General features: G+C 69.0%; 23 protein-coding genes. 7 read left to right on the top strand and 16 right to left on the bottom strand.

What is annotated here, in order from left to right:
- Positions 1-2: 2 nt before the first annotated feature.
- The 12 genes from GEV26_RS06500 to GEV26_RS06445 all read right to left on the bottom strand — a co-directional run bounded on the left by GEV26_RS06500 (position 3) and on the right by GEV26_RS06445 (position 12,194).
- Positions 3-2,117, bottom strand: coding sequence for an MMPL family transporter (locus GEV26_RS06500; RefSeq protein WP_153652310.1), 2,115 nt, complete (start codon positions 2,115-2,117; stop codon positions 3-5).
- Between the two features lie 81 nt (positions 2,118-2,198).
- Positions 2,199-3,311: an LLM class flavin-dependent oxidoreductase gene (locus GEV26_RS06495; protein WP_208431034.1), complete on the bottom strand. Its 1,113-nt coding sequence runs from the start codon at positions 3,309-3,311 to the stop codon at positions 2,199-2,201.
- A 102-nt stretch (positions 3,312-3,413) separates the two neighbouring features.
- The gene (locus GEV26_RS06490; protein ID WP_153652309.1) at positions 3,414-3,857 is read right to left on the bottom strand and encodes a hypothetical protein; all 444 of its coding nucleotides are present in this window, start codon (positions 3,855-3,857) and stop codon (positions 3,414-3,416) included.
- A gap of 9 nt (positions 3,858-3,866) precedes the next feature.
- Positions 3,867-5,126, bottom strand: a complete 1,260-nt coding sequence (locus GEV26_RS06485; RefSeq protein ID WP_153652308.1) for an MFS transporter — start codon at positions 5,124-5,126, stop codon at positions 3,867-3,869.
- On the bottom strand, positions 5,117-6,454 hold the full coding sequence (locus tag GEV26_RS06480; protein ID WP_153652307.1) for an NtaA/DmoA family FMN-dependent monooxygenase: 1,338 nt from the start codon (positions 6,452-6,454) through the stop codon (positions 5,117-5,119). Before GEV26_RS06480 ends, GEV26_RS06485 begins: the two co-directional genes overlap by 10 nt.
- Positions 6,451-7,155 carry a cysteine hydrolase family protein gene (locus tag GEV26_RS06475; RefSeq protein WP_153652306.1) on the bottom strand — a complete coding sequence of 235 codons (705 nt, stop codon included), beginning with the start codon at positions 7,153-7,155 and terminating at the stop codon, positions 6,451-6,453. The genes GEV26_RS06480 and GEV26_RS06475 overlap by 4 nt, the downstream gene beginning before the upstream one ends.
- Complete coding sequence (locus GEV26_RS06470; protein ID WP_153652305.1) at positions 7,148-8,239, bottom strand: LLM class flavin-dependent oxidoreductase; 1,092 nt, start codon at positions 8,237-8,239, stop codon at positions 7,148-7,150. Before GEV26_RS06470 ends, GEV26_RS06475 begins: the two co-directional genes overlap by 8 nt.
- Entirely contained in the window at positions 8,239-9,348 is a 1,110-nt protein-coding gene (locus GEV26_RS06465; RefSeq protein ID WP_153652304.1) for an ABC transporter substrate-binding protein, read from the bottom strand. Before GEV26_RS06465 ends, GEV26_RS06470 begins: the two co-directional genes overlap by 1 nt.
- Before the next feature lie 67 nt (positions 9,349-9,415).
- Positions 9,416-10,315 carry an ABC transporter permease gene (locus GEV26_RS06460; protein WP_153652303.1) on the bottom strand — a complete coding sequence of 300 codons (900 nt, stop codon included), beginning with the start codon at positions 10,313-10,315 and terminating at the stop codon, positions 9,416-9,418.
- Positions 10,315-11,163: an ABC transporter ATP-binding protein gene (locus GEV26_RS06455; protein WP_153652302.1), complete on the bottom strand. Its 849-nt coding sequence runs from the start codon at positions 11,161-11,163 to the stop codon at positions 10,315-10,317. The genes GEV26_RS06460 and GEV26_RS06455 overlap by 1 nt, the downstream gene beginning before the upstream one ends.
- Before the next feature lie 9 nt (positions 11,164-11,172).
- On the bottom strand, positions 11,173-11,664 hold the full coding sequence (locus tag GEV26_RS06450) for a flavin reductase family protein (RefSeq protein WP_153652301.1): 492 nt from the start codon (positions 11,662-11,664) through the stop codon (positions 11,173-11,175).
- Positions 11,661-12,194, bottom strand: coding sequence for an NADPH-dependent FMN reductase (locus tag GEV26_RS06445; RefSeq protein ID WP_194839984.1), 534 nt, complete (start codon positions 12,192-12,194; stop codon positions 11,661-11,663). Before GEV26_RS06445 ends, GEV26_RS06450 begins: the two co-directional genes overlap by 4 nt.
- 317 nt (positions 12,195-12,511) lie before the next feature.
- On the opposite strand from GEV26_RS06445, the gene GEV26_RS06440 reads away from it, so the two are divergent.
- A complete protein-coding gene (locus tag GEV26_RS06440) occupies positions 12,512-14,413 on the top strand; it encodes a carboxypeptidase-like regulatory domain-containing protein (RefSeq protein WP_194839983.1) in 1,902 nt (633 codons plus the stop codon).
- A 10-nt stretch (positions 14,414-14,423) separates the two neighbouring features.
- Here GEV26_RS06440 and GEV26_RS06435 read toward each other — a convergent pair whose 3' ends face one another.
- Complete coding sequence (locus GEV26_RS06435; protein WP_153652298.1) at positions 14,424-15,140, bottom strand: SDR family oxidoreductase; 717 nt, start codon at positions 15,138-15,140, stop codon at positions 14,424-14,426.
- Between the two features lie 85 nt (positions 15,141-15,225).
- Here GEV26_RS06435 and GEV26_RS06430 point away from each other — a divergent pair, with 85 nt between their 5' ends.
- A complete protein-coding gene (locus tag GEV26_RS06430; protein ID WP_153652297.1) occupies positions 15,226-15,804 on the top strand; it encodes a TetR/AcrR family transcriptional regulator in 579 nt (192 codons plus the stop codon).
- 18 nt (positions 15,805-15,822) lie between these two features.
- On the opposite strand, the gene GEV26_RS06425 is transcribed toward GEV26_RS06430, so the two are convergent.
- Positions 15,823-16,083, bottom strand: a complete 261-nt coding sequence (locus GEV26_RS06425) for a metal-sensitive transcriptional regulator (RefSeq protein ID WP_153652296.1) — start codon at positions 16,081-16,083, stop codon at positions 15,823-15,825.
- Positions 16,084-16,203: 120 nt separating this feature from the next.
- Here GEV26_RS06425 and GEV26_RS06420 point away from each other — a divergent pair, with 120 nt between their 5' ends.
- Together GEV26_RS06420 and GEV26_RS17865 are read left to right on the top strand one after the other, a co-directional pair.
- Positions 16,204-16,590, top strand: a complete 387-nt coding sequence (locus tag GEV26_RS06420) for a carboxymuconolactone decarboxylase family protein (RefSeq protein ID WP_153652295.1) — start codon at positions 16,204-16,206, stop codon at positions 16,588-16,590.
- Between the two features lie 24 nt (positions 16,591-16,614).
- A complete protein-coding gene (locus tag GEV26_RS17865) occupies positions 16,615-16,776 on the top strand; it encodes a hypothetical protein (RefSeq protein WP_194839982.1) in 162 nt (53 codons plus the stop codon).
- 3 nt (positions 16,777-16,779) lie between these two features.
- Here the strand turns inward: GEV26_RS17865 and GEV26_RS06415 are convergent, their stop codons facing one another.
- Positions 16,780-18,423, bottom strand: a complete 1,644-nt coding sequence (locus tag GEV26_RS06415; RefSeq protein ID WP_194839981.1) for an APC family permease — start codon at positions 18,421-18,423, stop codon at positions 16,780-16,782.
- A gap of 132 nt (positions 18,424-18,555) precedes the next feature.
- Between GEV26_RS06415 and GEV26_RS06410 the strand changes: the two genes are divergently transcribed.
- Positions 18,556-19,611, top strand: a complete 1,056-nt coding sequence (locus GEV26_RS06410; RefSeq protein WP_208431033.1) for a DUF2776 family protein — start codon at positions 18,556-18,558, stop codon at positions 19,609-19,611.
- Between the two features lie 15 nt (positions 19,612-19,626).
- On the opposite strand, the gene mgtA is transcribed toward GEV26_RS06410, so the two are convergent.
- A complete protein-coding gene (mgtA, locus tag GEV26_RS06405) occupies positions 19,627-22,137 on the bottom strand; it encodes a magnesium-translocating P-type ATPase (RefSeq protein WP_208431032.1) in 2,511 nt (836 codons plus the stop codon).
- Positions 22,138-22,290: 153 nt separating this feature from the next.
- Between mgtA and GEV26_RS06400 the strand changes: the two genes are divergently transcribed.
- Together GEV26_RS06400 and GEV26_RS06395 are read left to right on the top strand one after the other, a co-directional pair.
- Entirely contained in the window at positions 22,291-23,046 is a 756-nt protein-coding gene (locus GEV26_RS06400) for an SGNH/GDSL hydrolase family protein (protein ID WP_153652291.1), read from the top strand.
- A gap of 496 nt (positions 23,047-23,542) precedes the next feature.
- A complete protein-coding gene (locus tag GEV26_RS06395; RefSeq protein ID WP_153652290.1) occupies positions 23,543-24,406 on the top strand; it encodes a universal stress protein in 864 nt (287 codons plus the stop codon).
- Positions 24,407-24,420: the final 14 nt, after the last annotated feature.

The raw sequence follows: 24,420 nt of genomic DNA, 5'->3' as shown, positions 1-24,420 counted from the left end.
GTTCACACCCGGTCATCGACACGGTCCTGTTCTGCACGCCAGAGCTTGCTGGGCCACCATATCCGCGAACCCAGGGACATCGTCAGTGCCGGAACCACGATGGACCGCACCAGCAAGGTGTCGATGAGCACGCCGACAGCCACCAGTATCCCGATCTCGACGAGCATGACGAGGGGCAGCGACGCGAGCACCGCGAACGTCGCCGCCAGCACGATGCCTGCCGAGGTGATCACGCCGCCGGTCGTGGCGAGACCACGCTTCGTGCCCTCGACGGTGCCGTGCAGTACGGCTTCCTCACGCACCCGGGTCATCAAGAAGATGTTGTAGTCGACACCCAGCGCGACCAGGAAGAGGAATCCGATCAGTGGCACCGACGACTCCAACCCGGCGTACCCGAGCACATGATCGAACAGCAGGTTGCACAGTCCGAGGGCTCCGAAGTACGACACCACCACCGTGGCGACCAGCACCAGCGGAGCCACGATCGCCCGGAGCAGCAGCCCCAGGATGGCGAGCACCACCAGCAGGATCAGCGGCATCACCAGATTGCGATCGCTCTTGTTGGTCTCCGCCTCGTCGAGCTTCTCGGCACTCGGACCGCCGACCAGCGCGGCCTCACCGGCGACCTCGCGCACGTTCTCCCGGAGCTGGTGGATCGTCGCGGTCTCACCCGAGCTCTCCGGCGGGTCGACCGGCATCGCCGAGATCTCCACCCAGTCGTCGCCGGCCCGGCCGATCTCGGCGCTGGCCACCCCCGACGTGCTCTCGACCGCAGCCAGGACCTCCCGGCTCTCGGCCGGTCGGCTCATCACGGTCAACGGCTGACCGCCCTGGTCGGGGTAGCGCTCTTCGATCAGCTTCGCCCCGGTCACCGACTCCGGTGTCGAACGGGTGAACTGGTCCAGCTGCGGAAGGGCGCTGTTGACACCGACGGTGCCCAGCGCGAGACCGCCGAGGATCATCAGCGGCACCGCCCAGCCGACGACGCGGCGACGTGCCACCAGCTCGCCGAGCTGAGCCCACCGCGATCCGGATACGCGTACGTCAGCCCCGAGCCGCGGCACGAACGGCCAGAAGACACGGCGTCCGAGCAGCACCAGCAGGGCCGGGAACAGCGTCAGCATGACCACCAGTGCGGCCGCGATGCCCGCCGCACCGACTGGCCCGAGGCTGCTGATGCTGTTGAGATCAGCGACCAAGAGGCACAACAGTCCGGCGACCACGGTCGCTGCGGAGGCGAGGATGGCCGGCCCGGCCGCGCGCAGTGCCGCCAGCATGGCGTCGATCGGTCGCTCGTGACGGTGCAGCTCCTCGCGGTAGCGAGCCACGAGCAGCAAGGCGTAGTCGGTGCCCGCACCGAACACCAGGACGATCAGCAGCGCCGAGCTCATGCTGGTGATCGTGAAGTCGAAGACCTGCGTCAGTGCGTAGACGACACCCATCGACGTGATGGCCGCGACCCCGACCGAGGCGAGCGGGACCAGCCACAGCAGTGGACTGCGATACGTCAGGATCAGCAGGAGCGCCACCACCCCGGCCGTCGCGAGCAGCAACCTCGAGTCGACGGCATCGAAGACCTCGTCCATGTCGGCCCCCAGCGCGGTCGGACCGGTGACGTACACGTCAAGACCGTCCGGCTGGTCCTTGAGGAGCTGACGCGCATCGGGGGTGACGTCGGCGTCCTCGGCGGCCGCATCACCTTCGAGCGACAGGGCGTACATCAGGGCCGTGCCGTCGTCGGACTCGACGATCTCGGGCGACCCTTCGCCGTCGCTGCCGAATCGCTCCACGAGCTCGGCGTGGCCGCGCGCGACCGCCTCCCGATCTCCTGGCTGGAGGCCGCCGGCTCGTTCGGACACCACCACGAGCAGGCCGTTCTCCCCGCCGGGCAGCTTGGCCTCGGCCTCGAGCACCTTGGTCGACTGGGCGCTCGCCGGCAGGTAGTCGGCCTGCCCGTCGCGGGTCACGGAGTCGAGCTTGCCGGCGAGCGAGTAGCCGCCCACCACCAGACCGACCCACATGGCCACCATCAGCCAAGGCAGCAGGGTCTTGGTCCGGGATCTCTTCGGTCTGGTGTCGGCACCGCTGTGGTCAGGTGCTCTGAGCTGAGAAGTCATGGAGATGACGCTGTCAGCCTGACCGGGCTGACGCGTCCGGCCACAGCAGGCACTTCGCCGTACTCCGTGCGGAGTACGCCGTCAGCTCGCCACGGCCGCGTCCATCGCGTCGAGGGCGTCGAGCCGCCGGAGCTCGGGCAGCACGGTCTCACCGAACAGCACCATGTCACGGTCGAACTCGGGGAAGATCAGCATCAGCCCGTCCAGACCGGTCTCGCCGACCACGTGCCGGATGTGATCGACGATCGTGTCCGCCGCGCCGGCGACGTACGCAGTCTGGAAGGCGCCCTCGGCACCGGCCCCGTTGGCCCAGTTCAGCGCATGCTCCGCGGGGATGCCCCACGACTGCCGCATCAGGGCGATCGCCGGACGGTCGATGCCGCGACCGTACTCGGCCACGAGCGCCTCGGCCTCTGCGTCGGTGTCGCCCTGCACGACGGTGAGCATCGCGTACGTGCGGCACTCACGTCCCAGGGCGGCGGAGCGGGCCTTGACGTCGTCCGACTGCGCCTTCATCGTCTCCAGGTCGTTCGCAGCCATGAACGCACCGTCGCACCACTCGGCCTGGAAGGCGCGGGCCTGGGACGAGTTGCCGGCCGAGATGATCGCGGGACGCGTCGCGGGATGGGGTCGCGACTCGCACTCGTCGAGGGTGAAGAAGTCCGACTCCATGCTGACGGTGTCCTCGCTCCACAGCCGAGTGACGGCCTCGCACCACTCGGACGTCAGACGGTACTTGTCCTCCTGCGTGCGGTCGTGGTCCCACAGCCCCATCTGGGTGAACTCGCCGGGATAGGCACCGTTGACGATGTTCATGCCGGCGCGACCGCCGGAGATCTGCTGGAGCGTCGTGTACATCTTGGCGGCGACAGCGGGGTGATGGATGTTCGCGTGCATCGTCGCCCACACCTTGACCCGCTCGGTGGCCTCGGCGAGGCCCGACATCAGCGTCATGGACTCCAACGTGTTGCCCCAGTAGTCCGAGTCGCCGCCGAAGCCGCGCCACTTGGCCATCGTCATGATGAAGTCCAGGCCCATGTCCTCGGCGTGGAGGGCCGCCCTCTTGTTGTACTCGTAGTCGGCCAGCGGGCGCGGTGAGGTCGTGGACATGATCCATCCGCCGTCGCCGATCGGCAGGAAGACGCCGTACTCCTTGGTCGGGGTGCTGGCGTTGGTCGGGGTGCTCATGGTCATCTCGGGGGCCTTTCGCTCGGTTCGGTTCGGTGAGGAACCGGCAAGCGTGCTGCCCGAGCGGCCGGGGCCGTTGGGCGGCGGAGAGCCGGGGAGGACGGAGGGCTAGACGGGTTCGCGCACGAGGCGGGTGACCGTGCCGGTCTCGGCGACGACGAACAGGTGGAACCCCAGCTCGTCGGCTGCCAGCGTGGTCCAGGCCCGGGGCTTGAACGCCTCGGCCGTCGACTCGCTGAGCACGAGGCACACCTCTGCCTGCGGGAAGCGGGTGGAACGCAGCCACAGCAGCTTGAACATGTCGGCCAGCACCTTGTTGCGCTGGTTCGAGCTGAACGCGCCCCGGTTGACGACGACCTGGACCAGGTGGGTGTCGTCGGCGTCGATGCCCTCGACCTCGAACGTGGTGCCGAGACTGAGGGGGACGAGCCGCGGCCGCAGGCGAAGCCCGAGCTCCGCGGACAGGGCCAGGAGAGCTTCGCGCTCGGGCGCGCCTGGCGTGAAGCGGCGCCACGACGCCTCGTCGTCCACGGGATCTTCTCGTCGTTCCATGCTCGCAGATTAGTGATCGCGGGGTTCGGCATGCTCACGCACCTCTCGGACGACGTCTCGCGGGGCCACACGGGCCAGGTGGAGCACCGTGCCGACCAGCAGCCCGGCCATGAGCAGGCACGCCGCCAGCCAGGACGTCTGCTCGACGACCCAGAAGATCACCAGCGGTCCGGCTGCGGCCCCGATGTCGCCGACGGTGCGGGTGAGGCCGATGACCGCCCCCGACTCAGCCGGTCCCCAGCGCTCCCCCGCGATGACGCTGGGCACGACGTTCAGCGAAGTCGTGGCGGCGAAGTACACGACCAGCGCGAGGGAGAAGAGCCATGCCTCGGCCAGCAGCGGCAGTGCCGCGACGCCCGCGGCAGCGGCGACACCCGACAGCACCAGCACCGGGCGACGCACCCCACGATCGACGACCCGGCCCAGCACGGGTGCCAGCGCCAGGCTTGCGACCGTGCCGACGGCGATGGCGGCCGACAAGGTGAGGGGGCGCATGTCGGCGCCGTCATAGGCCATGACCGGTACGAGGCCCTGCTCGCCGGCGAACCGAACGAAGAAGGTCGCGAACGAGACGCCGCACAACGCGCCGAGCAGCTGTCGTCTCGATCCGACCGGACCGGCCGACTCGGGCGGCTCGGGCGGTGCCGAGCCGCTCGCCTGCACGTGCGGTTGGGGAGCCGGCGGCCGGTACGCGTCCCAGAACCGGGCGGCCGGTCGCAGTGCCTCCCAGACGAGGACGATCACGAGCGGCCCCGCCGCCGCGACGAACGACGCGCGGAGGCCGAACAGCTCGACCACGACGGCCCCGAGCAGTGCGCCCGCCGCCACGGCTCCGGTCATCGCCATCATCGACATCGCCACCGTGGCGCCGCGTCGGTCGGCGGGCGCGGCGGTGACGAGCACCGAGAAGGCGATCGTCACCACCGCTCCCCCGAAGACGCCGGCGATGAAGCGCATCGCCATGATCGACGTCGTGGTGGTCGCCAAGCCGGTCAGCGCTGTCACCACCACGAGGCACGCCGCGACCGCCCACAGGTAGCGCCGAGGCTGCAGCCAGCGCAGGGCGAGCCCCGCCGGCGTGTTCACCAGCGCCCGGCCGACCGCGAACGCCGCAAGGATCGGCCCCAGCGCCCCCACCGCCAGGCCGTACCGCTCGAGGTACAACGGCAGCACCGGGACGATCGACCCCCACGTCATCTGGGCCGCGGCGATCATCAGGCACAGGAGCAGGGTCTGCTCGCGCAGGCCGGGCGTGGACCTCAGGCGCACAGCGTCTGCCGCAGCGTCTGCGGACCCGGTGCGCGCTCGGCCATGGCCCCGCGACGCTCCAGCTCGGGGATCAGCAGCTCGACCACCGCGGCGAAACCGGACGGGAACGCCGACGGACTGGAGATCATGAAGCCGCCCCGTGACCCGGTGGCCGCGAACGTCTCCTCGAGCTCGTCGGCGATCGCCGTGGCGGAGCCGACCAGCATGTGGTCGACCCCGGTGGCCGCTGCCCAGCCGTGGGAGAAGAAGTCCTCGTTGGTGATGAGGTGGTCCTCCCCGAGCTCCTGCACCAGGGTGCCCACGAGACCGGCCGGGCTCGCCTGGGCCGCGATGATGCTCTCGCGCAGATCGCCGAGCCGGAACTTGTCCGGCAGGGTCGAGAAGTCGTATCCGGAGTTGTGGGACAGCGAGACCGCCACCATCTCGGGCGTCCAGGCGTCCAGGATGGTCTGCTTGCGGTTCTGCGCCTCCTCCTCGGTCGCACCGATCACGGCCTGCAGGTCCCACAGGATGCCGACAGCCTGTGCGTCGCGGCCCTGCGCCGTGAGCTGCTCGTCCAGGAGGGAGCGGTGCCGCTGCATGCCGGCCAGCGACGTGCCGAAGCCGAACACCAGGTCGGCGAAGCTCGCGGACGCCTGGATGCCGCGGGGGCTCGCCCCGGCCTGCACCAGCACCGGCTCGATCTGCGGGCTCGGCACCGATGCCAGGGGGCCGGCGACGTCGAAGAAGCGTCCGTGGTGGTCGATCGGGTGCACCTTGGTGGGATCGGCGAACCGACGGGTCTCCCGGTCGCGGAGGATCGCATCGGGCTCGACGGACCGCCACAGCGCCTTGCAGACCCCGATGAACTCCTCCATGCGCTCATAGCGCAGCTCGTGCTCCAGCAGCTGGTCGTAGCCGTAGTTCTGGGCGTCCGCCAAGCGGGTCGAGGCCACCACGTTGAAGGCGATGCGCCCGCTCGTCACGTGGTCGAGGCTGTTGAGCAGTCGGGCCACGTAGAACGGGTGCATGAACGTCGAGGAGTAGGTCAGGCCGAAGCCGACCCGCTCCGTCACGGTCGACATCGCTGCGATGACCGGGCTCATGTCGTGCCGGGGCCACTGGACTCCCCACTCCACGGCACCGTCGCGGCTGCCCTGCCAGGTGCTGGGGATGCCCGACCCGTCGCCGAAGAACAGCAGGTCGACGCCCCCGCGATCGGCCATCTGGGCCAGCTCCATGTAGGCGCGCACGTCGGGGAAATCCCGGCCCACGAACGATCCCGGGATGGCCCAGCGTCCCTCGGTGTGCGAGAACGACAGGTCCAGTGCCAGGTGCATGCCCGTCATGCCGAGACCTGCTGCTCGGACGTGGCGAGGTGCGACAGGACGACGTCGGTCGTGGTGACCATGGACGAGTTCAGCGCGAGCGACTTGAGTGCCGCGTCGTGGAAGTCGGTGCCGTAGGACGCGCAGGCGTCCGACGGGACGATGACCGGGAAGTCGTGCTGCATCGCGTCATTGGCCGTGGAGTGGACGCAGCACTCGGTCGTGAGGCCGGTGACGATGACCCAGTCGATGCCGGCCTGGTCGAGGTCAGCCTTCAGGGTCGTGCCGATGAACCCGGAGTAGGAGTCCTTGGACACCACGAGCTCACCGTCGGCGGGGGCCAGGCCGCCGTACCACTGCGCTCCGGACGTCCCCTTGATGCAGGGATTGTGCTCGCCGAGGGGGATGTCGCGCGAACCGTTGCGCAGCCAGTTGTTGACCGTCCAGCTGGTGTGCGAGGTCTCCAGCTGGATCCACACGACCGGGACGCCGGCGGCGCGGGCGCCGTCGACGAGGCGGTGGATCTGCCCGACGGCATCCTGCACGTTCTGCAGGTCCTGCGGGGTCTCGCACATGTGGCCGATGGCCTCGGGCGCCGCGAAGTCGTGCTGCACGTCGACGACCAGGAGGGCGCCGGTCAGGCCTCGCAGGGACTCGAAGCGGCTGCGGTCGAGCGCGTCGAGCGACTCGGCGACGCTGCGGAAGGCGGATGTCTCAGGCATGGGTCAGGTCCTCGTGGGTGGTGGGGCCGGTGGCGGTGTCGGCTGCGCGCAGCAGCGGCAGGACGGTCCGGCCGAACGCCGGCAGGTCGGTCAGGTAGTCCGGGAAGATGAGCATCAAGCCGTCCAGGTCGGCAAGGTCGACGAGTCGCAGGATCTCGGTCGCGACCGTCTCGGCCGACCCGGCGACGTACTGCACCTGGAAGGCCTCCTCGCCGGTGGCGTCGTCGGCCCAGGCACGCGCCCGGTCCAGGGGCACACCCCAGGCCAGGCTCATGTTCAGCAGCGCCTCGCGGTCGACTCCCTCGCCGTACTCGGCGACCTTGGCCTGTGCGGCCTCGTCCGTGTCGGCCAGGACGACCGTCATCATCGAGTACGTCTTGCACTCGCGGCCGTGCTCCCTGGCCACGCGGTGGACGTAGGCCGACTTGTCCACCATCTCCTCGAAGGTGTCGGCGCCCAGGAAGGCCCCGTCGGCATACCTGGCCTGGAAGTCCATCCCCTGCTTCGACGTGCCGGCGTTGATGATCGTCGGCCGCGTCGCGGGATGGGGTCGCGACTCGCACGCGTCCAGGGTGAAGAAGTCAGACTCCATCGACACCGAGTGCTCGGACCACAGTCGGGTGACCGCGATGAGCCACTCCTCGGTCATCCGGTAGCGGTCGTCCTTGCTCAGCTCCTCCCACAGGCCCATCTGGGTGAACTCGTCGGGGTAGGAACCGTTGACGATGTTCATCCCGGCCCGCCCGTTCGAGATCTGCTGCAGCGTCGTGTACATCTTCGCCGCGACGGCGGGGTGGTGGATGTTGGCGTGCATCGTCGCCCAGATCTTGACCCGCGACGTGACCTCGGCAAGCGCCGACATCATGGTCATGGACTCGAGCGTCTCGCCCCAGTGGTCGGTCGTGCCGCCGAAGCCCTTCCACTTGGCCATCGTCATGATGAAGTCGAGCCCGGCCTCCTCGGCGTCGAGGGCGACCTGCTTGTTGTAGGCGTAGCTGGCCTCGGGGTGCGGTGCGGTGGTCGAGACCATCCAGCCGCCGTTGCCGATGGGCAGGAAGACGCCGTACTCCGTGGACGCCGACATCAGCGTGCCGGCCAGATGACGGCGCCGTCGTCGCCGACCACGGCGTCGGCGAACGAGTTGTCGAACCACTTCACGGCCTGCTCGCCGGTGACGTCGGCGCCGATCGAGGTCGCGACGACCTCGGCGAGGGCGCTGACGTTGTCGAGGTCGACCGACCCGAACTTGCCGGGCAACGGGTTGTCGGCGACGACCGCGGTCTCGGTGGTCCAGACCTCGGTCTCGTGCTCGGAGTCGGACTCGGCGCCGGCGAGATCCTTCTGGTAGCCGATGCACTCCTTGACGTTCGCGTCGTCCGCGCAGTGCGTGTACGCCTTGAAGCTGGCCCGCAGGAAGTCCTCGACAGCCGTCGGGTGCTTGCCGGCGAACGCGGGGTTGACGGCGAAGGCGCCCAGTGAGGCAGGGACGTCGAAGTCCTTCGGCGACCAGACGGTGACCTCGCTGCCGGCCTTCTTGAGCTGGTTGGGCTCGTTGGAGACGAACGCGGTCAGGGCGTCGACTTGGCCGCGGGGCAGGATCGACGGGTCGTAGCCGACCTTGACCTGCTTGACGGCCTCGCCCTCGAGCCCGGCCTTGGCCAGCATCGCGCTGACGCTCATCGGGACCCAGCCCTTGTGGCCGAGGTTCTTGCCCTTCAGCTGGGTGAGGTCGGTGATCTCGGGGGTGGTCATCAGCACGTCGAGGCCCGCGTTGGAGTACGACGAGATACCGGTGATGTCGAGCCCGTTGAGGTTCGAGGTGATGACGTCCTGCTCGGACAGCGGGCTGATCGTCACCTTGCCGGCGGCCAGCAGCTTGGCGTTCTGGGAGGTGTCACCCGGTCCGGGCTGCATCTCGACATCGAGGCACAGGTCCTCGAAGTAGCCCAGCTGGTCGGCCGAGATGACCTCGAGGATCGATGCGGATGCCTGCCAGTAGTAGCCCGACATGTAGGTGATGGTGCCGGCAGCCTTGTTGGCGGCGCAGCGATCGGCGGAGATCGCGGAGCCCGCCGTCCCGGCCTTCTCGGAGGACGATCCCTCGGAGTCCTTGCCGCAGGCGGTCATGGTGAGGAGGGTCGCCGCGGCGGCGGCGGCGGCGAGGGTCGAACGCAAGCGAGTGCGACTGGGCATGGGTCAGCTCCTTGTGGGGTGGGCGGTGCGGGAGAGGGTGAGGAAGCGGTGCGGGTGGACGGGCCGGCTACTGCTTGGACTCGTGCCAGTGCAGGATCTTGCGCTCGACGGCCGTCACGAACAGCAACAGCAGCGAGCCCATGACGGCCAGCACGAAGATCGCGGCCCAGACCATCGCCATGTTGTTCATGGAGGTGGCGACCTGGATCGTGGTGCCGAGCCCGGCCGCGGATCCGGCAGCCGACAGCTCGGCGACGACGGCGCCGACGACCGAGAGCGGGAAGACGATCTGCAGCGAGGCGAACACGTAGGGCAACGAGCTCGGGATGCGGATGTGTCGCAGCACCTCCCACCGCGAGGCATTGACGGTCTGGAACACCTGGAGCACCTGGCGGTCGACCGAGCTGAGCCCCACGGCGGCGTTGATCAGGATCGGGAAGAAGCAGATCAGGGACGTCAGGATGAGCTTGGGCGCGGCGCCGAAGCCGAAGGCGACGACCAGCGCCGGTGCGATCGCGACCAGCGGGGTCACGTTCAGGACCACCGCGACCGGCATGATCGCGCGCCGGGCGATGCCGGACTCGCTGATCACGACCGCCAGCACGCACGCGACCCCGAAGCCGATGGCCAGCCCGATCAGGGCCTCGCGCAGGGTCACCCACGCGTTCTCCAGGAAGTACTGCGGCTCGTCCTTGATGGCACCGAACACGTCTCCCAGCGGCGGCAGGAGGTAGGGCATCTTGTCGGCACCGATGTTCCAACCCCAGCCGAGGACGACGAGCACGACGCCGAACGGCAGCCAGAACCGGGGATGCAGCATCGCGAGCCGCTTCTGGCGACGCTTGCGACGTACCGCCGCGGGCAGCGCTGCCTCGACGGCGAGCGCCGACAGGTGGGTCGAGGTCTCGACCAGTGACGGCTGTCCGCCCCTGGTCGTCTCCTTGGACGTCAGCTCGATCGCGGTCATCAGACGCGTCCCTTCTCGGTCGCCGGGTGGTGGGGCTTCTCGAACGCCGCCTGCAGGCGCTCACGGACCAGGTCCTCGTAGGCGTGGAATGCCGGCGTCTTGATCAGCGCGGCGCTGCGCGGTCTCGGCAGGTCGACGTCGATGATGTCGACGACCCGGCCCGGCCGGGGGGCCATGACGACGATCCGGTCGGACAGCCGTACGGCCTCGCTGATCGAGTGAGTCACGAACACCACCGTCGACTTGGTCTCGTCCCACAGGTCGAGCAGCTGCTCCTGCAGGGCTTCACGAGTGAACTCGTCGAGTGCCGAGAAGGGTTCGTCCATCAGCATGACGTCGGGTCGCAGGCCGAAGGCCCGGACGATCGCCGCGCGCTGCTGCATGCCGCCGGACAGCTGGCTCGGCAGCTTGTGGATCGCGTCGCCCAAACCGGCCTTCTGCAGCAGGTGCTCCATGTCGGGCAGCGGCGACCGGTTGTGGCGGCGGTTGACCCTGGCCGGCAGGGTGACGTTCTTGAAGATGTCGAGCCAGGGCAGCAACGCCGGCTTCTGGGGCACGAGGCCCAGGGCCTTGGCCGCGGCGGCCTCGCGCGGTGCGACACCGCACACCGTCACGTCCCCCTCGTCGAGCGTCTCCAGACCCCCGATGATGCGCAGCAGGGTGGACTTGCCACAGCCGGAGGGCCCGATGACGCTGGTGAACGAGCCGGCCTCGATCGTCACGTCGACGTCGTGCAAGGCGACTAGGTGGGAGTAGTCGGCCAGCTCGTACGTCCGTCGGGCGCCGGTGACGACGATCTCGGGCTCGCGGAGGCCGCTGCCCAGCTTGTGCGGTGCGGTGATGGTCATGTGTGCTCCTCAGACGGACGGCAGCTGGCAGAAGGACCGTTGGTGGTAGATCAAGGGCTGGGGCCCCGGCATCGTCGACCGGGTCGGCGCGACGACCAGCAGCACGTGGTCACCGATGACGGGTCGGTCCACGATCGCGCCGACGAAGCTGACCTGGGTGCCGGCCAGCACCGGGGCGCCGGCGAGGTCCGGATCGAAGTCGAGGCCTGCGAACTTGTCGATCCCGCTGGTCGCGAACTGGCGGGCGACGTGGGCCTGATCCGCGGCCAAGATGTTGATCGCGACGGTCTCGGTCTCCATGAACGCGCGGTACGCGGAGGCCGTCTCGGCGATGTAGACACCGACGAGGGGCGGCGCCATCGAGATGCTCGTGAAGCTGTTGGCCGTGAATCCGAACCGCTCGCCGGCCAGCTCGGTCGTGACGACGCTGACCGGTGTGGCCATGCTGGCCAGGGCACTGCGGAACGTCTGGGGCTCGAGGTGGTCCTGCGTCGTCGTCATCGGACGAGCTCCCGTCCGGCCGTCGCCAGCATCGGCGTGCGGACGCTGATCCACTCGGCGACCAGGACGGAGCGGGCGTCGGCGTCGCGGGCGATCTTGTCTGGCACGTGCAGGGTGCCACCGGGGACGAGGCAGCCGATCTCCCTGAGCACGGGCTCCAGGTGGGTCGGACCGGCCAGCGCGTGAGCCGGCGACGCCGCGACGGTGACCGGCACTGCCAGGACGTTCGCGAGCTCGCCGAGGTCGAAGCCGTCGAGGAACGCCTTGAGCAGCCCGGTGTAGGCGCCCTTGTAGACCGGTGTCGCGACGACGAGCAGGTCGGCGCTGCGCAGCAGGTCACGTGATGCGGCGACAGCTTCGTCGCCCCACACCAGGACGCGCTCGGCGTGGGTGGACAGATCGATGACCTCGGTGGCTGCGCCGGCGAACAAGTCGGCCAGGGCAGCGGTGACCTCGGTGGTCAGGGTGAGGGTCTTGGACGCCGGTGCGGGGTTGCCGCAGAGGCCGACGATGAGGGGCGAGTGGTGCACAGTGGTCTCCTGAAAACGAGGTGGTTCCGTTCTGAAGGAGAGCGTGCAGCCGATCAAGGATCTTGAATGTGCCGCGGATCATCCGATGAGTTGAAACGTAGACAGCGAATGTTTCGCGAGTCGGCCACGTTCAATTCCATTTCGTAAAATGGAGGGGCTCATCGGGCCGCGGTCAACCTCCCAGCGCGCCGAAGATCTGCTCGGTCCGGCTCATGACGATCACGTCCGGCTGGCGGGGCTCACGTCCCGGTGAGATGCGGTGCGGTCCAGAGCCCGAATCGTCGGTGGGGCGGTCCGATCGCACCTACGCTTCAGCCATGCGTCTTCGTCTGGTCCCAGCCGCCGCTGTCACGGCGGCGCTCTTGCTGATCGCGCTCCTTGGCAGCCCAGGTGCCGCGAGCAGCTCCGAACGTGACGCGAAGGCTTCCATCTCCGGGACGGTGACCGGGTACGGCCTCGACCACGGCGACTGGGTCGACGTCGTTGCCTACCCCCTGGCCCCCAGCGGCACGCAACGCGGCACCCACGTCGTCCCAGCCGGCACATTCACGATGTACCTCGAGCCTGGCGAGTACCGAGTCATGTTCTACAGCTCCATGGCTGGTGAGAGCGCCTGGGAGTTCTTCGGCGGAGGGCACACCACGGCTGACGCCAAGATCGTGACTGTCGCGCCAGGGCAGAAAATCACCGGTATCGATGCCACGCTCGAGCGCGCCGGGACGATCGAGGGCGAGATCATCCTTCCGCCCGGAATTCCTGACGGTGACCCGGTGGGAAGCGTTGTCGCCCAGTCGCGCGACGGCAGCACGTGGTTGGACAACCCGAATGGGGTGTGGAGCGTCGACTCGGACGGGCGCACGTTCCGCCTCGGTGGGCTTCCCGCGGGCACGTACCGTCTCCGCTTCGTCAACAAGAACGGAGGCACCATCACGCCGCTCGACGTCGCGACCGGTTACCTCGGGGGCACTGACGACCCCGAGGAGGCCACCCCCGTGCGGGTCGAGGCGGGCGAGACGACACGGGTCGACCTGCCGGTGCGCCGCGGCGCTCACATCCGCGGCAAGGTCACGGACGCATCAGGCCGGCCAGTACCGCGGACCACGGTCACCGCTTTGTACACGCGGCCAGGCGACATCCCCTTCAACACACAGTCGTACTACGCAACCACCGACGACAACGGCGAGTACGAAGTCAGAAGCCTCAGCAAAGGCACCTACGTCCTAAGGTTCGGTCCACCGGATCCCTACGAGGCTGTCTTCTCCGGGGGAGCCTACGGAAAATTCCTCTCGGGCTGGGACGCGGGACCTGACGTCCCGGACGACGCGCGACGCATCACGGTGGATGCTGGGGACGTAGCCACTGAGGACGTGATCGTTCGGGAGGGCGGCTCATTGCAGGGCACTGTCCGAGATTCGACGGGTCTCCCCCTGCCCGGCATCCTGGTCATGGCAGGACCCGCTCATCCCCAGGGTCAGACGCAGGTCACCGATGCTCTCGGCCGCTACAGATTTGTTGGACGGCCCCGCACGAAGTACCTGATGACATTCACCGACCCCTCTGGGGTCTACGCGACCAGACACCAAGAGGGAGTCTCACCAAGGGACGCCCGCACCTGGACCCCGGTCGAGGTCGAGACGACTGTTGATCTGGACGTCGTGATGAGACCGCCGTTGCCGGTGGTGTCGGACGCGGAGCCCACATACGGGGAAGTCATCGAGGCGAGGCTCACCTCCGGCGATCAGACACCCCAGGCGGGTGCGTCATGGCTGTGGCGACGTGACGGCAAGACCATCCCGGGCGCGACGGGGCGCACGTACCGGGTCACCAAGGCCGACCATCGGGCTCGATTGAGCGTCACGTACCGCCCTCGACGCGGCGGCGCATCCCTGTCGTTCATGTCGCGCGCGACCTCCAGGGTTGCAACGACGAAACCTCGGGTCACCGCTACCTCGTCCAGCCGGCACCACCGGACCGTACGCCTTCGGATCGCGGTCAAGGCGAAAAGCGTGTCAACCTCCCTGCTCGACGGTCGAGTCCAGGTAGCCCGTCGCGGCGCCGGAGGCGACGCCGTCTACACGCGAGCGATCAAGAACGGGCGCCTCAACCTCACGCTCCGGGATCAACCGAGGGGGCGCCAGACGTACCGAGTCCGGTTCCTGAAAGCGCCTGAGACGTTCGCCGCCTCGGCGACGACACGGGCCTCCGCGCGGGTCCGGTGACGCGGGACGGTCAGGCTCCCAGCGCGCCGAAGATCTGCTCGTAACGCGCCATGGGCTCAAGGGCCAGCCCGGACTTGATGAACCGGGCCCAGTCATCGCCCAGCACCTCTGCCTCACCCGACTCGATCGCGTCGAGAGCCGCATTCGCCAGCTCCGAGGGAGCGATCTTCGGGGCGTCCATCCCCTTGACCATGTCGGTGTCGACGAGCCCCATGTGGACGCCGACGACGTGCGTGCCCTGTGCGGCGAGCTCGAGGCGCGTGCTGTCAGTCAGCATCCACGTCGCCGCCTTCGACGCAGCGTACGCACCACCGGTCGGGGTCGTGAACCACGACAGCGCCGAGACGAGGTTCACGATCGCGCCGCCGCCGTTGGCCCCCAGGACGGGGGCGAAGGCCCGGGTCATGAGCAGGGGTCCGTAGAAGTTGGTTTCCATCTCGCGCCGGATCATCGCCTCGTCCCCCGAGACGAGCGGGGTGCCCGTCGAGATGCCGGCGTTGTTGATGAGCACCTGGACGTCCCCTGCCGCGGCCGCGGCCGCGGCGATCTGACCGGCACTCGTGACGTCGAGCTCCAGCGGGTGCACGCCGTCTGCCTCGATCGTGCCGACGTCGCGCGCGGCGGCATAGACCTTGGCCGCTCCACGCCTCTTGAGCTGCTCGACGAACTCGGCCCCGATGCCCCGGTTGGCTCCGGTGACCAGCACCACCGCACCCTTGATGTCCATGACGATCCATTCTGTAACGATCACTATTGATTGGCGATCAGAACAGTAGCACGTTCTGTAGCGATCGATACGTTATGCTGGAGGCATGGCCGGACGACCCCGCAGCTTCGATCGCGAAGCCGCGCTTGCAGCAGCTGTCGAGCAGTTCTGGCGCACGGGCTTCGAAGAGACCTCCGTTGCGATGCTGACCTCGGCGATGGGCGTGACGCCTCCGAGCCTCTACGCGGCATTCGGCGACAAGCAGCACCTCTTCGAGGAGGCCTCAGCGCTGTACTTCCAGCGCACGTGCGAGGCGGTCGACGACGCCACGGCGCTGCCGACTGCGCGTGAGGCCATCGCACGGGTGCTGCACGACACCGCCCGCGCCCACACCGACCCAGCGACCCCGCCCGGGTGCCTGATGCTGACGGAGCCGCGACTCGAGGCGCAGCGCGAGGCGATCCGTCAGCGCCTCAAGGACCGACTCAACCAAGGCGTACGCGACCACGAGCTGGCGGCGAGCACGGACACCGATCGGCTCGCGTCGTTCCTCGTTGCCGTCCTGCGCGGCATGTCGGGCTGTGCACGCGACGGCGGCAGCACCGACGAGCTCCTGGGCATCGCCGAGACCGCGATGGCGGCCCTGCCGGCCCCACCAGGTGATCAGACGCCCGCCGTCGCCTGAGTCCGGCCGCGCACTGGATCACGCCAGTGCGAGGAACAGCTTCTCCATCTTCTTCGCGTCGACGCTGTCAGGACCACCTTCGACCAGGCAGCGCTGAAGCCCCGTGGCAACGAGCGCATAGCCCCCGCGATTGATGGCCTTGCTGACTGCCGCGATCTGGGTCAGCGCGTCCTCGCACTCCGCACCTTCCTCCAGCATCCGGATCACCGATGCCAGGTGACCGTTGGCCTTCTTCAGGCGGAGAGTGATGGCCTTGACCTCATCGGCCTCGAGCTTCATGGGGATTCCCTTCGTCGCCGCTCATGGTACATCCCCCCGGGGGGTTGTGTTACGGTGAATCTGCATCCCCCCGGGGGGTTGAAGCGGATGCGCGAGAGAAGCGCCATCGAAAGGATCATCATGACGACCACCCACGTCGAGCACTCGCACGGCAAGTCCGTGCTGCAGGAGCTCTCACCGCTGCACCGCAGTCTGCGCAAGGCCATTCCCGACGTCTACCAGGGCTTCGGCGCCCTCTCCTCCGCCGCGTTCGCCGACGGCGCTCTCGCTCGCCGGACCAAGGAGCTCATCGCCCTGGCCATCGGCGTCGTCGAGGGCTGCGACGGCTGCGTGGCGTCCCACGCGCAGGCCGCCGTCCGCGCCGGTGCGACCCGTCAGGAAGCGGCCGAGGCCATCGGCGTCACGTTCTTGATGCACGGTGGCCCCGCGACGATCCACGGCGCTCGGGCGTACGCGGCCGTCTGCGAGTTCGCAGACGCGCTGGACGCCGACGAGACCCCCGCCTGACCCGAGAGAGAGAAGGATCCCCACATGTGTCGACCCGTCACCTGCAAGACCTGCCACAAGACCACCTGGGCGGGCTGCGGCCAGCACGTCGCCGACGTCAAGGCCGGAGTGCCCGACGACCAGTGGTGCAACGGCCACGCCGACCCCCACAACGACAGCTGGCTCCGCAGGATCCTCGGCCGCTGAGGCTCAGGCACGCTTGTGCCCCGGCGGCGCCGGCGGAGCCTCGGTGACCGGCGGGACCTCCGCGACCAGGGCCGCCGCCTTCGAGGCGGGCAGGGCGGAACGAAGTCCCCACTCGAACATGATGAGCCCGAAGCCGGTGACCACCGCCAGGTCCACGCCCGGCGGCAGCCACTCGCGACCGCCGCCGTAGCGACCCGCGAACGCCAGGACGAGCAGCCCCACGAAGTACGGCCCGAGCCAGGCGACGCAGTGCAGGTCCAGCGTCGCCGCCAGCTTCCGATCGTGAACGACGCGCCACGCCAGAATGGCGGCACCCAGCACGACGGGGATCGCGAGCCTGGACATCGTGTCCCATCCGGTCCAGTACACGATCAGCCCGACCACGACGAAGGCGAAGCGCGCCAACACCGGCAGGGCGGGCAGCCGCAGCGGACGACGACGGTCCGGGACCTGCCTGCGCAGGGCGAGCACCGTGATCGGCCCCAGGCACATCGAGAGCACGATGGCACTGGAGTTGAACGCCAGCAGCTCGGACCAGCCGTCCCGGAAGCCGACCAGCAGCACGAGTCCCACGACCAGGTTCAGCACGAGGGCCGGCAGCGGCACCCCGGCCATCGAGAACCGGGCGATCCTGGGCGGGAACAGGCCGGCCTCGCTCACCGCCACCGCGAGCCGGCCGGTCGACGCGGTCGAGACGAGACCGGCGCCGAAAGGACCGATGACGGCATCAGCGATCACGGTCTTCGCCAGGAGGCTCATGCCCAGCGCGGTCAGGATGGCCGCCAACGGCCCGTTGGCGCCACCGTGCTGCAGCTCCGGCCAGCCCCGCGCGACCTGGTCGGGGTCGAGGGCGCCCACGAAGCCGATCTGCAGGACGGTGAACAGCACGGTGCACAGCGCGATCCCACCGATGAGAGCCACTGGGATCGTCCGCTGCGGCCGTCTCGTCTCACCCGCCATGTCGAGGGCATGGCGGAAGCCGAGGAAGGCGAAGACCACCCCACCGCTGCTGATCGCGGCCAGCACCCCGCTGAGACCCTCTGGCGCGAATCCCTGCTCGCGGATCGGGTCGGTCGAGAACCGGGTCAGGAGCGCCAGTGCGATGACGGTGGGGACCAGGACCTTGATCCAGGTCAGCATGGTGTTGAAGCGGGCAAACACCGCCACGCCGAAGGCGTTCAACACCACGAACGCCGCCATGACGACTGCGGCCGCGACGACACCGCCCAGGCTCAATGCGCTCTCCCCGTCCGCCGACGAGCTGGCCACGAACAGCCAGTCGAAGGCCGGCTCGTTGCTCGCGTACTCCAGCATCGCCTGCGTCTCGATCGGCGCAGCGGTCACATATCCGACCCAGGCCACCCAGCCGACCACGATGCTGACGCCCCGTCCATGGCTGAATGTCGGCATCCTGCCCAGCCCCCCGACGACCGGGAGCATCGCGGCGACCTCGGCGAACACCAGGGCGATCGAGAGCATCAGCAGGCCCCCGACGGGCCACGCGATGATCGCCGCCGGTCCGGCCCGACGGGCAGCGAACAGTGGCGCGAACAAGATGCCGGATCCCACCATGCCGCCGACTGCCACGAAGGTCAGGCCCAGGGGCCCGACCGAGCGCTTCGGCGCGCCTGCATTGATGGCCTCCACCCTCGGACCGTAGGCGCCCCGTCCGCCGCCCACACGGGCCGAAGGACCTGCGACCCTCCTCACCATTCGTGTTTCGCTGGAAGGTCGAAGGACGCCGACGTTCAGATGGGTCGTGGTGACATGAACTACTGGGTGAGCATCATCTTCCGGGCCATCCCCCTGGCCATGATGGGCGTCTGCGTCGGGTTCGGCGCCTACGTCTGGAACGACGGCGACGCGCCCGGCAACTTCGTCGCCGGGCGCGTGGTCACGTTCCTCGGCGCGATCTGCTTGTGCCTTTTCTGCACCGCCGCCACGATCATCCGCCAGCTGATCGGCCGGTTCAACACGGTCGACCGGATCTTGTACCCGACGCTCGGCTACCTGGCGGCGATCGGCACCGCGGCGTACGGCATCAATCTCTTCGCCGGCGTCTCGGGCAGCGGTACGAGCCCGGAGTACGTCGCTGGGCACGTCGTCTTCGGGCTCGGCCTCATCTGCGGGTGCGTGGCCACCGTGGCGACAGCCTCCACCAAGTTCTCGATGATCCCTGCCAACTCCGCCAAGGCGGTCGGCGACCACACGACGCCATCAGGGGCCTTCTCCCGCGGTTCCCTCGTCGTGCTGGCAGCCCTGCCGGTGCTGATGGCCGCGGCCGCCTGGGCCTTCGGGATCGGCAACCTGCTGATGACCACCTCGCCGAGCAGGTTCACGGTGGGCCACGTGGTCAGCGGCCTCGCGATGATCTGCACGAGCCTGATCGGGCTGGTGTTGAGCATCCTGCGCCAGGTCCAGGACACCTACGGTCCGCGGGACCGCGTCGGTTGGCCGTGGCTCGTGATCGTGATGGGGGCCCTCAGCATGGGGTGGGGCGTGGTGCTGCTGATCCTCGACAAGGAGCCGTACTACCAGACACCCGGCTTCGTGATGATCGGCCTGGGCCTGGTCTGCTTCAGCATCCTGAGCAAGGTCGGCCTGCTCGCCCTGGTGTGGCGGCGCACGTTCGCGCTCGCCAACCGGGTGCCCCTGATCCCGGTCGTGACCGCCCTCAGCTGCCTGTTCCTGGCGGCGTTCGCCTTCCAGCTCTCGGTCACCGACACGAACGTCTTCATCGCCGCACGGGTGCTGGTGGGCCTCGGCGCGATCTGCTTCACGCTCTACTCGATCGTCTCCATCCTGGAGAGCGGTACGTCCACGTCGAAGAAGTGACCGCCGGATCAGCGTTCACCGCGACGCGACCCGCCAGAAGACCTTCTTGAGGCGATCGGTGGCCACCAGGTAGCCGAGAGTGATGAGGACGACGAGGGCGAGCACGGGTCCGGGCACCGCAGCGAGGCCAAGCGGCCCGGCGACGCCGGAGTACGGCGTCGCGACGGCCACAGCCGCCACCACGATCGAGATGAGCACGAGCGGCGTGCTGGGCCGACTGCGGAAGGCCGGCCGGCGGGTGCGCAGCACGAACAGCACCCCGACCTCGGTCAGCACCGAGCCGACGAACCACGCACTGCGAAAGTCCGTGGCATCGGCGTCGAACCCCCACCGCAGGACAGCGAACGTGGTCAGGTCGAAGACGGTGCTGAGCGCACCGAACACCACCATGTAACGGGCGATCAGGCGCGTGTCCCAGCCCTGCGGTCGCTCGATCTGGTGGGCGTCGACCCGATCGGTGGCGATCGCAGCCGCCGGGAGGTCCGACAGCAGGTTGACGAACAGGATCTGGCCGGCCAGCAGCGGGAGAAAGGGCAGCACAACAGCGGCGATCGCCATGCTGAGGACGTTGCCGAAGTTCGCGCTGGTGGTCATGAAGATGTACTTCATCGTGTTGGCGAACGTGCGACGTCCCTCGTGGACGCCGCGCAGGAGGACCTCGAGCTCCTTGTCGAGCAGGACGATCGCCGCGGACTGCTTGGCCACGGGCACCGCGGTGTCGACACTGATGCCGACGTCGGCGGCGTGGAGCGACGGGGCGTCGTTGATGCCGTCGCCGAGATATCCCACGACGTCCCCGTGCGAGCGGAGCGCGTGCACCACCCGCTCCTTCTGCAGCGGGTTCATCTCGCTGAACACGTCTGCCGTGGGCACCGTGGCCGCGAGGGCTGCATCGTCCAGCGCGTCGATGTCGGACCCGGTCCAGACGCGCGAGATGTCCAGTCCCACCGCCGCCGCCACGTGCGCGGCGACGAGCCGGTTGTCTCCGGTGACCATGCGCACCGAGACCCCCGCGTCCCGCAACCGGCGGACCACGGCGGGCGCGTCGGGCTTGACCGGGTCAGCGAACGTGAGCAGACCGACGAACGTCATCTGCGACTCGTCGGTGAGCTCGAGACGATCAGCCGGAAGGGATCGGGTGGCGAGGCCGAGCACCCGGAACCCGCCGGCGCTGAGGGTCGCGAAGGTGCGCTGGACCTGCTCGGCCACCTCGCTGAGGTCCACCACCCCGGTCGGCGTGCGGGCGTGGGTGCAGACGTCGAGCACGTCCGACAGCGCGCCCTTCGTCACCATCAGCGGCTCCGCACCCCCGGCCCGGCGGGTGAGGACGCTCAGCCGCTTGCGCTGGAAGTCGTACGGCAGCTCGTCCAGCGCCACGACGTCCTCTTCCGGCGGGCGGGCACGGACGATGGCCTGGTCGATGGGGTTCTTCCACCCCCTCTGCAGGCCCGCGTTCAGCGCCGCCAGGTCAGCCACCGCGGAGCTCTCGACCCCGTCACAGGCCAGTGCGGAGCCCAGCTCGATCCGGCCCTCCGTCATGGTGCCGGTCTTGTCCGAGCACAGCACCCGCATCGCTCCGAAGTCCTCGATGACGTCGAGTCGGCGAACGATGACGCGCTTCCGCGCGAGAGCTCGCGCGCCATGGGCCAGGCTGATGCTGACGATGGCCGGCAGCAGCTGGGGAGTCACCCCGACCGCCAGCGCGAGGGCGAACAGCACCGAGTCGAGCACGCTGCGGTCGCGCACGAGGTTGACCAGGAGGATCACCCCGACCAGGACCAGCATGACCCGTGCAAGCAGCAGGCCGAAGGCCGTCATCCCGCGCTCGAAGCCGGTCGGCGTGGTGGGCGAGACGAGCCGCGACGAGACGGCGGCGATCTCCGTCGCAGCCCCGGTGTGGACGACGACGACCGTGGCCGTGCCGCTGGAGACGTGCGTGCCCTGGAACACCGCGTCGGTGCGGTCCGAGACGGCTGCCGATGCCGGGACCGCCTCCGGGGCCTTCTCGACCGGGAAGGTCTCACCGGTCAGTGCCGACTCGTCGACCGCCAGGTCTCGTGAGGTCAGCACGCGACAATCGCCGGGCACCAGGTCACCCGCGCTCAGCAGCGCGACGTCCCCCGGTACGACGGCGTCCATCGGCACTGCAGCCGGGGTGCCGTCGCGCAATACCTGTGCCGTCACCTCGACCGAGGCCAGCAGCGCCTTCATCGCCGCGCTCGCGTGGCGTTCCTGCACGAACCCCAGCACGCCGGACAGCGCCAGGATCACGAGGATGATCCCCGCATCGGTCCAGTCTCCGAGGACCCCGGACAGGACGGTCGCCAGCACCAGGATCAGCTCGATGGGGGTCGTGAACTGCCGCACCAGCAGGCGCCACGCCGGCGGCTCCGACGCAGCGAGAGTCCCCCGTGCCTTCGCATCGCTCAGCACGGCGCCGGCGCGCTCGGCGGTCAGTCCCTCGGCGGTGGTGCCGAGCCTCGCGAGCACCTCGTCGGCGGGGATGCTCCAGAACGGGAGCGTCACCTCCGGGGGCGACGCCGCGTCTTTCCCGGCGCGACGTGATGATGGCAAGGGTCCCCTCCGCTCTGGTGACATCCCACCGTCGCGGTCGTCGCGGTCGGAAGGGCCCAACGTCCTCCGCGAGTGTGAAAAGCCCTGCGGTGAGAGGGTGGATCCGTGACGACCTTCCACCGCTACGCGGCCATCGGCGACTCCTGGACCGAGGGGGTCGGCGACCCCGACCCGACCCGTCCGAACGGCGTACGCGGCTGGGCCGATCGCGTCGCCGAGGTGCTCGCGACGAGCTCGGACGACTTCGGGTACGCCAACTTCGCGATCCGGGGCCACCGGATCGGCGAGATCATCGAGCAACAGCTCGGTCCCGCACTCGCGTTGGAGCCCGATCTACTGACCCTCCAAGGAGCGGGCAACGACATCCTTCGCATCCGGATCGACCTGGACGCCCTGGTGGGTGACATCGACGCCGCGGTCGGACGCGCCAACGACGCAGGAGCAACGGTCGTCCTCTTCACGCACGGAGCCGCCGCGTCCGGACCGTTCTCCGCGCTGCGCGGTCGCATCGCGATCTTCAACGAGCTGATCCGGGAGGTTGCCGACGACCGCGACACGGTGCTGGTCGACAACTGGCGCATCCGCGAGGCCCAGGACGTGCGCCTGTGGGACGTCGACCGCGTCCACCTGTCCCCCGTCGGCCATCACCGCGCGGCACTCGAGGTCCTCGACACCTTAGGTGTCCCCCACGGTCACCGGTTCGACCTGCCCGACGTCGGTGGCCTCTCCCGCCGAGCGCAGCTGCGCACCGATCTGGGGTGGGCACGGACGTTCGTCGGCCCGTGGGCGTACCGGCGCCTGACCGGACGATCGATCGGGGACGGGGTCTCGGCCAAACGGCCCGGGATGTCGCCGCTCTGAAAACCGGTCGCGTCTTCTCGCGTGCGAGGAGTTCCGTGCCAGGTCACCTTTTTCGCACCTCTTTCACTCGTCTGGGGAGGAGCCAAGCTGGTGAAGACCGGCCTCTCGCTTGAGAAGGTCCTATCGGGCGGACTAAAAGTTCTCCTCTCGTACGCTCTGTGCAGCACCCTGCTGGCCATCTACATAGCGCGTACACGCCATTCAGCAATCGACGCTTCGCGCCCGGAAAGCCGCACCGCCCCAGGCCCATGGATTTTGGTGTGTGCTGGTTGGTTTGCGGTCTCGTTCACGGGGTTCATCTCGGCAACTGAAGCCCCCAGCCGATGGGGCGCCGGCATTGCAGCGGCTCTATCTGCCTTCGGCGTCCTGGAGGGTTCCTATCAGTGGTGGCGCCAAAGGGCACGTCAACTCGGAACTGCCGAGGAGGACACCGGGAGGTGACACCCGCGGGTGGCGACGGGGATGATGAGGTCATGAGCACCCCCGGACAGTCCTCATGACCGACGACGCCACCACGCCCGCGGAGTCCACCGGCACCACGAGCCGGGTGGTGGTGGGCGTCAAGAGACATCAGCCGTACGCCCTCACGTTCGCGATCGCCGAGGCCAACCGCCGCCACGAGGCGATGCGTGTCGTGCACGCGATCTGGATGCCGTCGGAGCGGCGGACCGACGAAAAGGGTGAGCGACTCCGGACGAACGGGAAGGCGGTCCTCGAGACCGGGCGGCGCTTCATCGAGCAGGCGCCGGCCGCCCCCTCGGTCGAGTACGCCCTGCGCACCGAGAGCCCGGCCTCCGCACTCATGGACGAGAGCCGCTCGGCGTCGTGCCTGGTCGTCGGCACCGACGACGTGCCGTGGTTCGAGCGACTCATCGGGGGCGAGGTCGCACGGTGGCTCGTGCGCAACGCGGAGTGCCCGGTCTTCGTCGTGCCCGAGAACGTGGTCGCCCCCTCCCCCTCGTGGAGCGACGTCGTGGTCGCGGTCGACCTCGACACCGTGTCGGTCGGCCTGCTGCGCGCGGCCTTCGAGGAGGCCGAGCTGCGACACGCCCGCGTACGCGTGCTGCACGCCGTGGCCCCACGACTGGCGAAGACGCAAGCCGATCACGCGCACGCGGTGGTGGACGGCCTCGTGGCCCGGGCCAAGCTCGAGCACCCCGCAGTCCGGGTCGTCACGAACGTCGTGGCCGACGAGGCCGATGACGCGTGCCTGCGAGCGAGCGAGCACGCAGGGCTCCTGGTGCTCGGTCGGCCGCGCCCGGTCGAGCAGGGCTCCCTGATCGCGCGCCCCGTCGCCGGACGTGTGCTGCGAGCGGCCCGCTGCCCGGTCCTGGTGACCCGCGACCAGCCGGCCGGGTGACCCACGGGCCCCTG

Source organism: Aeromicrobium yanjiei, assembly GCF_009649075.1.
In the GTDB taxonomy this organism is placed as follows: Bacteria; Actinomycetota; Actinomycetes; order Propionibacteriales; family Nocardioidaceae; genus Aeromicrobium; species Aeromicrobium yanjiei.
The sequence above is the reverse complement of the archived record's forward strand: the minus strand, read 5'-3'. Positions and strand labels throughout refer to the sequence as shown.

Coding starts and splice junctions, on each gene's coding strand:
- GEV26_RS06435 (WP_153652298.1), bottom strand. CDS start 15,140: ATGGACATCAAGGGTGCGGTGGTGCTGGTCACCGGAGCCAACCGGGGC.
- GEV26_RS06475 (WP_153652306.1), bottom strand. CDS start 7,155: ATGCCTGAGACATCCGCCTTCCGCAGCGTCGCCGAGTCGCTCGACGCG.
- GEV26_RS06500 (WP_153652310.1), bottom strand. CDS start 2,117: ATGACTTCTCAGCTCAGAGCACCTGACCACAGCGGTGCCGACACCAGA.
- GEV26_RS06425 (WP_153652296.1), bottom strand. CDS start 16,083: ATGAAGCTCGAGGCCGATGAGGTCAAGGCCATCACTCTCCGCCTGAAG.
- GEV26_RS06455 (WP_153652302.1), bottom strand. CDS start 11,163: ATGACCATCACCGCACCGCACAAGCTGGGCAGCGGCCTCCGCGAGCCC.
- GEV26_RS06420 (WP_153652295.1), top strand. CDS start 16,204: ATGACGACCACCCACGTCGAGCACTCGCACGGCAAGTCCGTGCTGCAG.
- GEV26_RS17865 (WP_194839982.1), top strand. CDS start 16,615: ATGTGTCGACCCGTCACCTGCAAGACCTGCCACAAGACCACCTGGGCG.
- GEV26_RS06480 (WP_153652307.1), bottom strand. CDS start 6,454: ATGACGGGCATGCACCTGGCACTGGACCTGTCGTTCTCGCACACCGAG.
- GEV26_RS06450 (WP_153652301.1), bottom strand. CDS start 11,664: ATGACGACGACGCAGGACCACCTCGAGCCCCAGACGTTCCGCAGTGCC.
- GEV26_RS06495 (WP_208431034.1), bottom strand. CDS start 3,311: ATGACCATGAGCACCCCGACCAACGCCAGCACCCCGACCAAGGAGTAC.
- GEV26_RS06490 (WP_153652309.1), bottom strand. CDS start 3,857: ATGGAACGACGAGAAGATCCCGTGGACGACGAGGCGTCGTGGCGCCGC.
- GEV26_RS06440 (WP_194839983.1), top strand. CDS start 12,512: ATGCGTCTTCGTCTGGTCCCAGCCGCCGCTGTCACGGCGGCGCTCTTG.
- GEV26_RS06470 (WP_153652305.1), bottom strand. CDS start 8,239: ATGTCGGCGTCCACGGAGTACGGCGTCTTCCTGCCCATCGGCAACGGC.
- GEV26_RS06460 (WP_153652303.1), bottom strand. CDS start 10,315: ATGACCGCGATCGAGCTGACGTCCAAGGAGACGACCAGGGGCGGACAG.
- GEV26_RS06430 (WP_153652297.1), top strand. CDS start 15,226: ATGGCCGGACGACCCCGCAGCTTCGATCGCGAAGCCGCGCTTGCAGCA.
- GEV26_RS06465 (WP_153652304.1), bottom strand. CDS start 9,348: ATGCCCAGTCGCACTCGCTTGCGTTCGACCCTCGCCGCCGCCGCCGCC.
- GEV26_RS06395 (WP_153652290.1), top strand. CDS start 23,543: ATGACCGACGACGCCACCACGCCCGCGGAGTCCACCGGCACCACGAGC.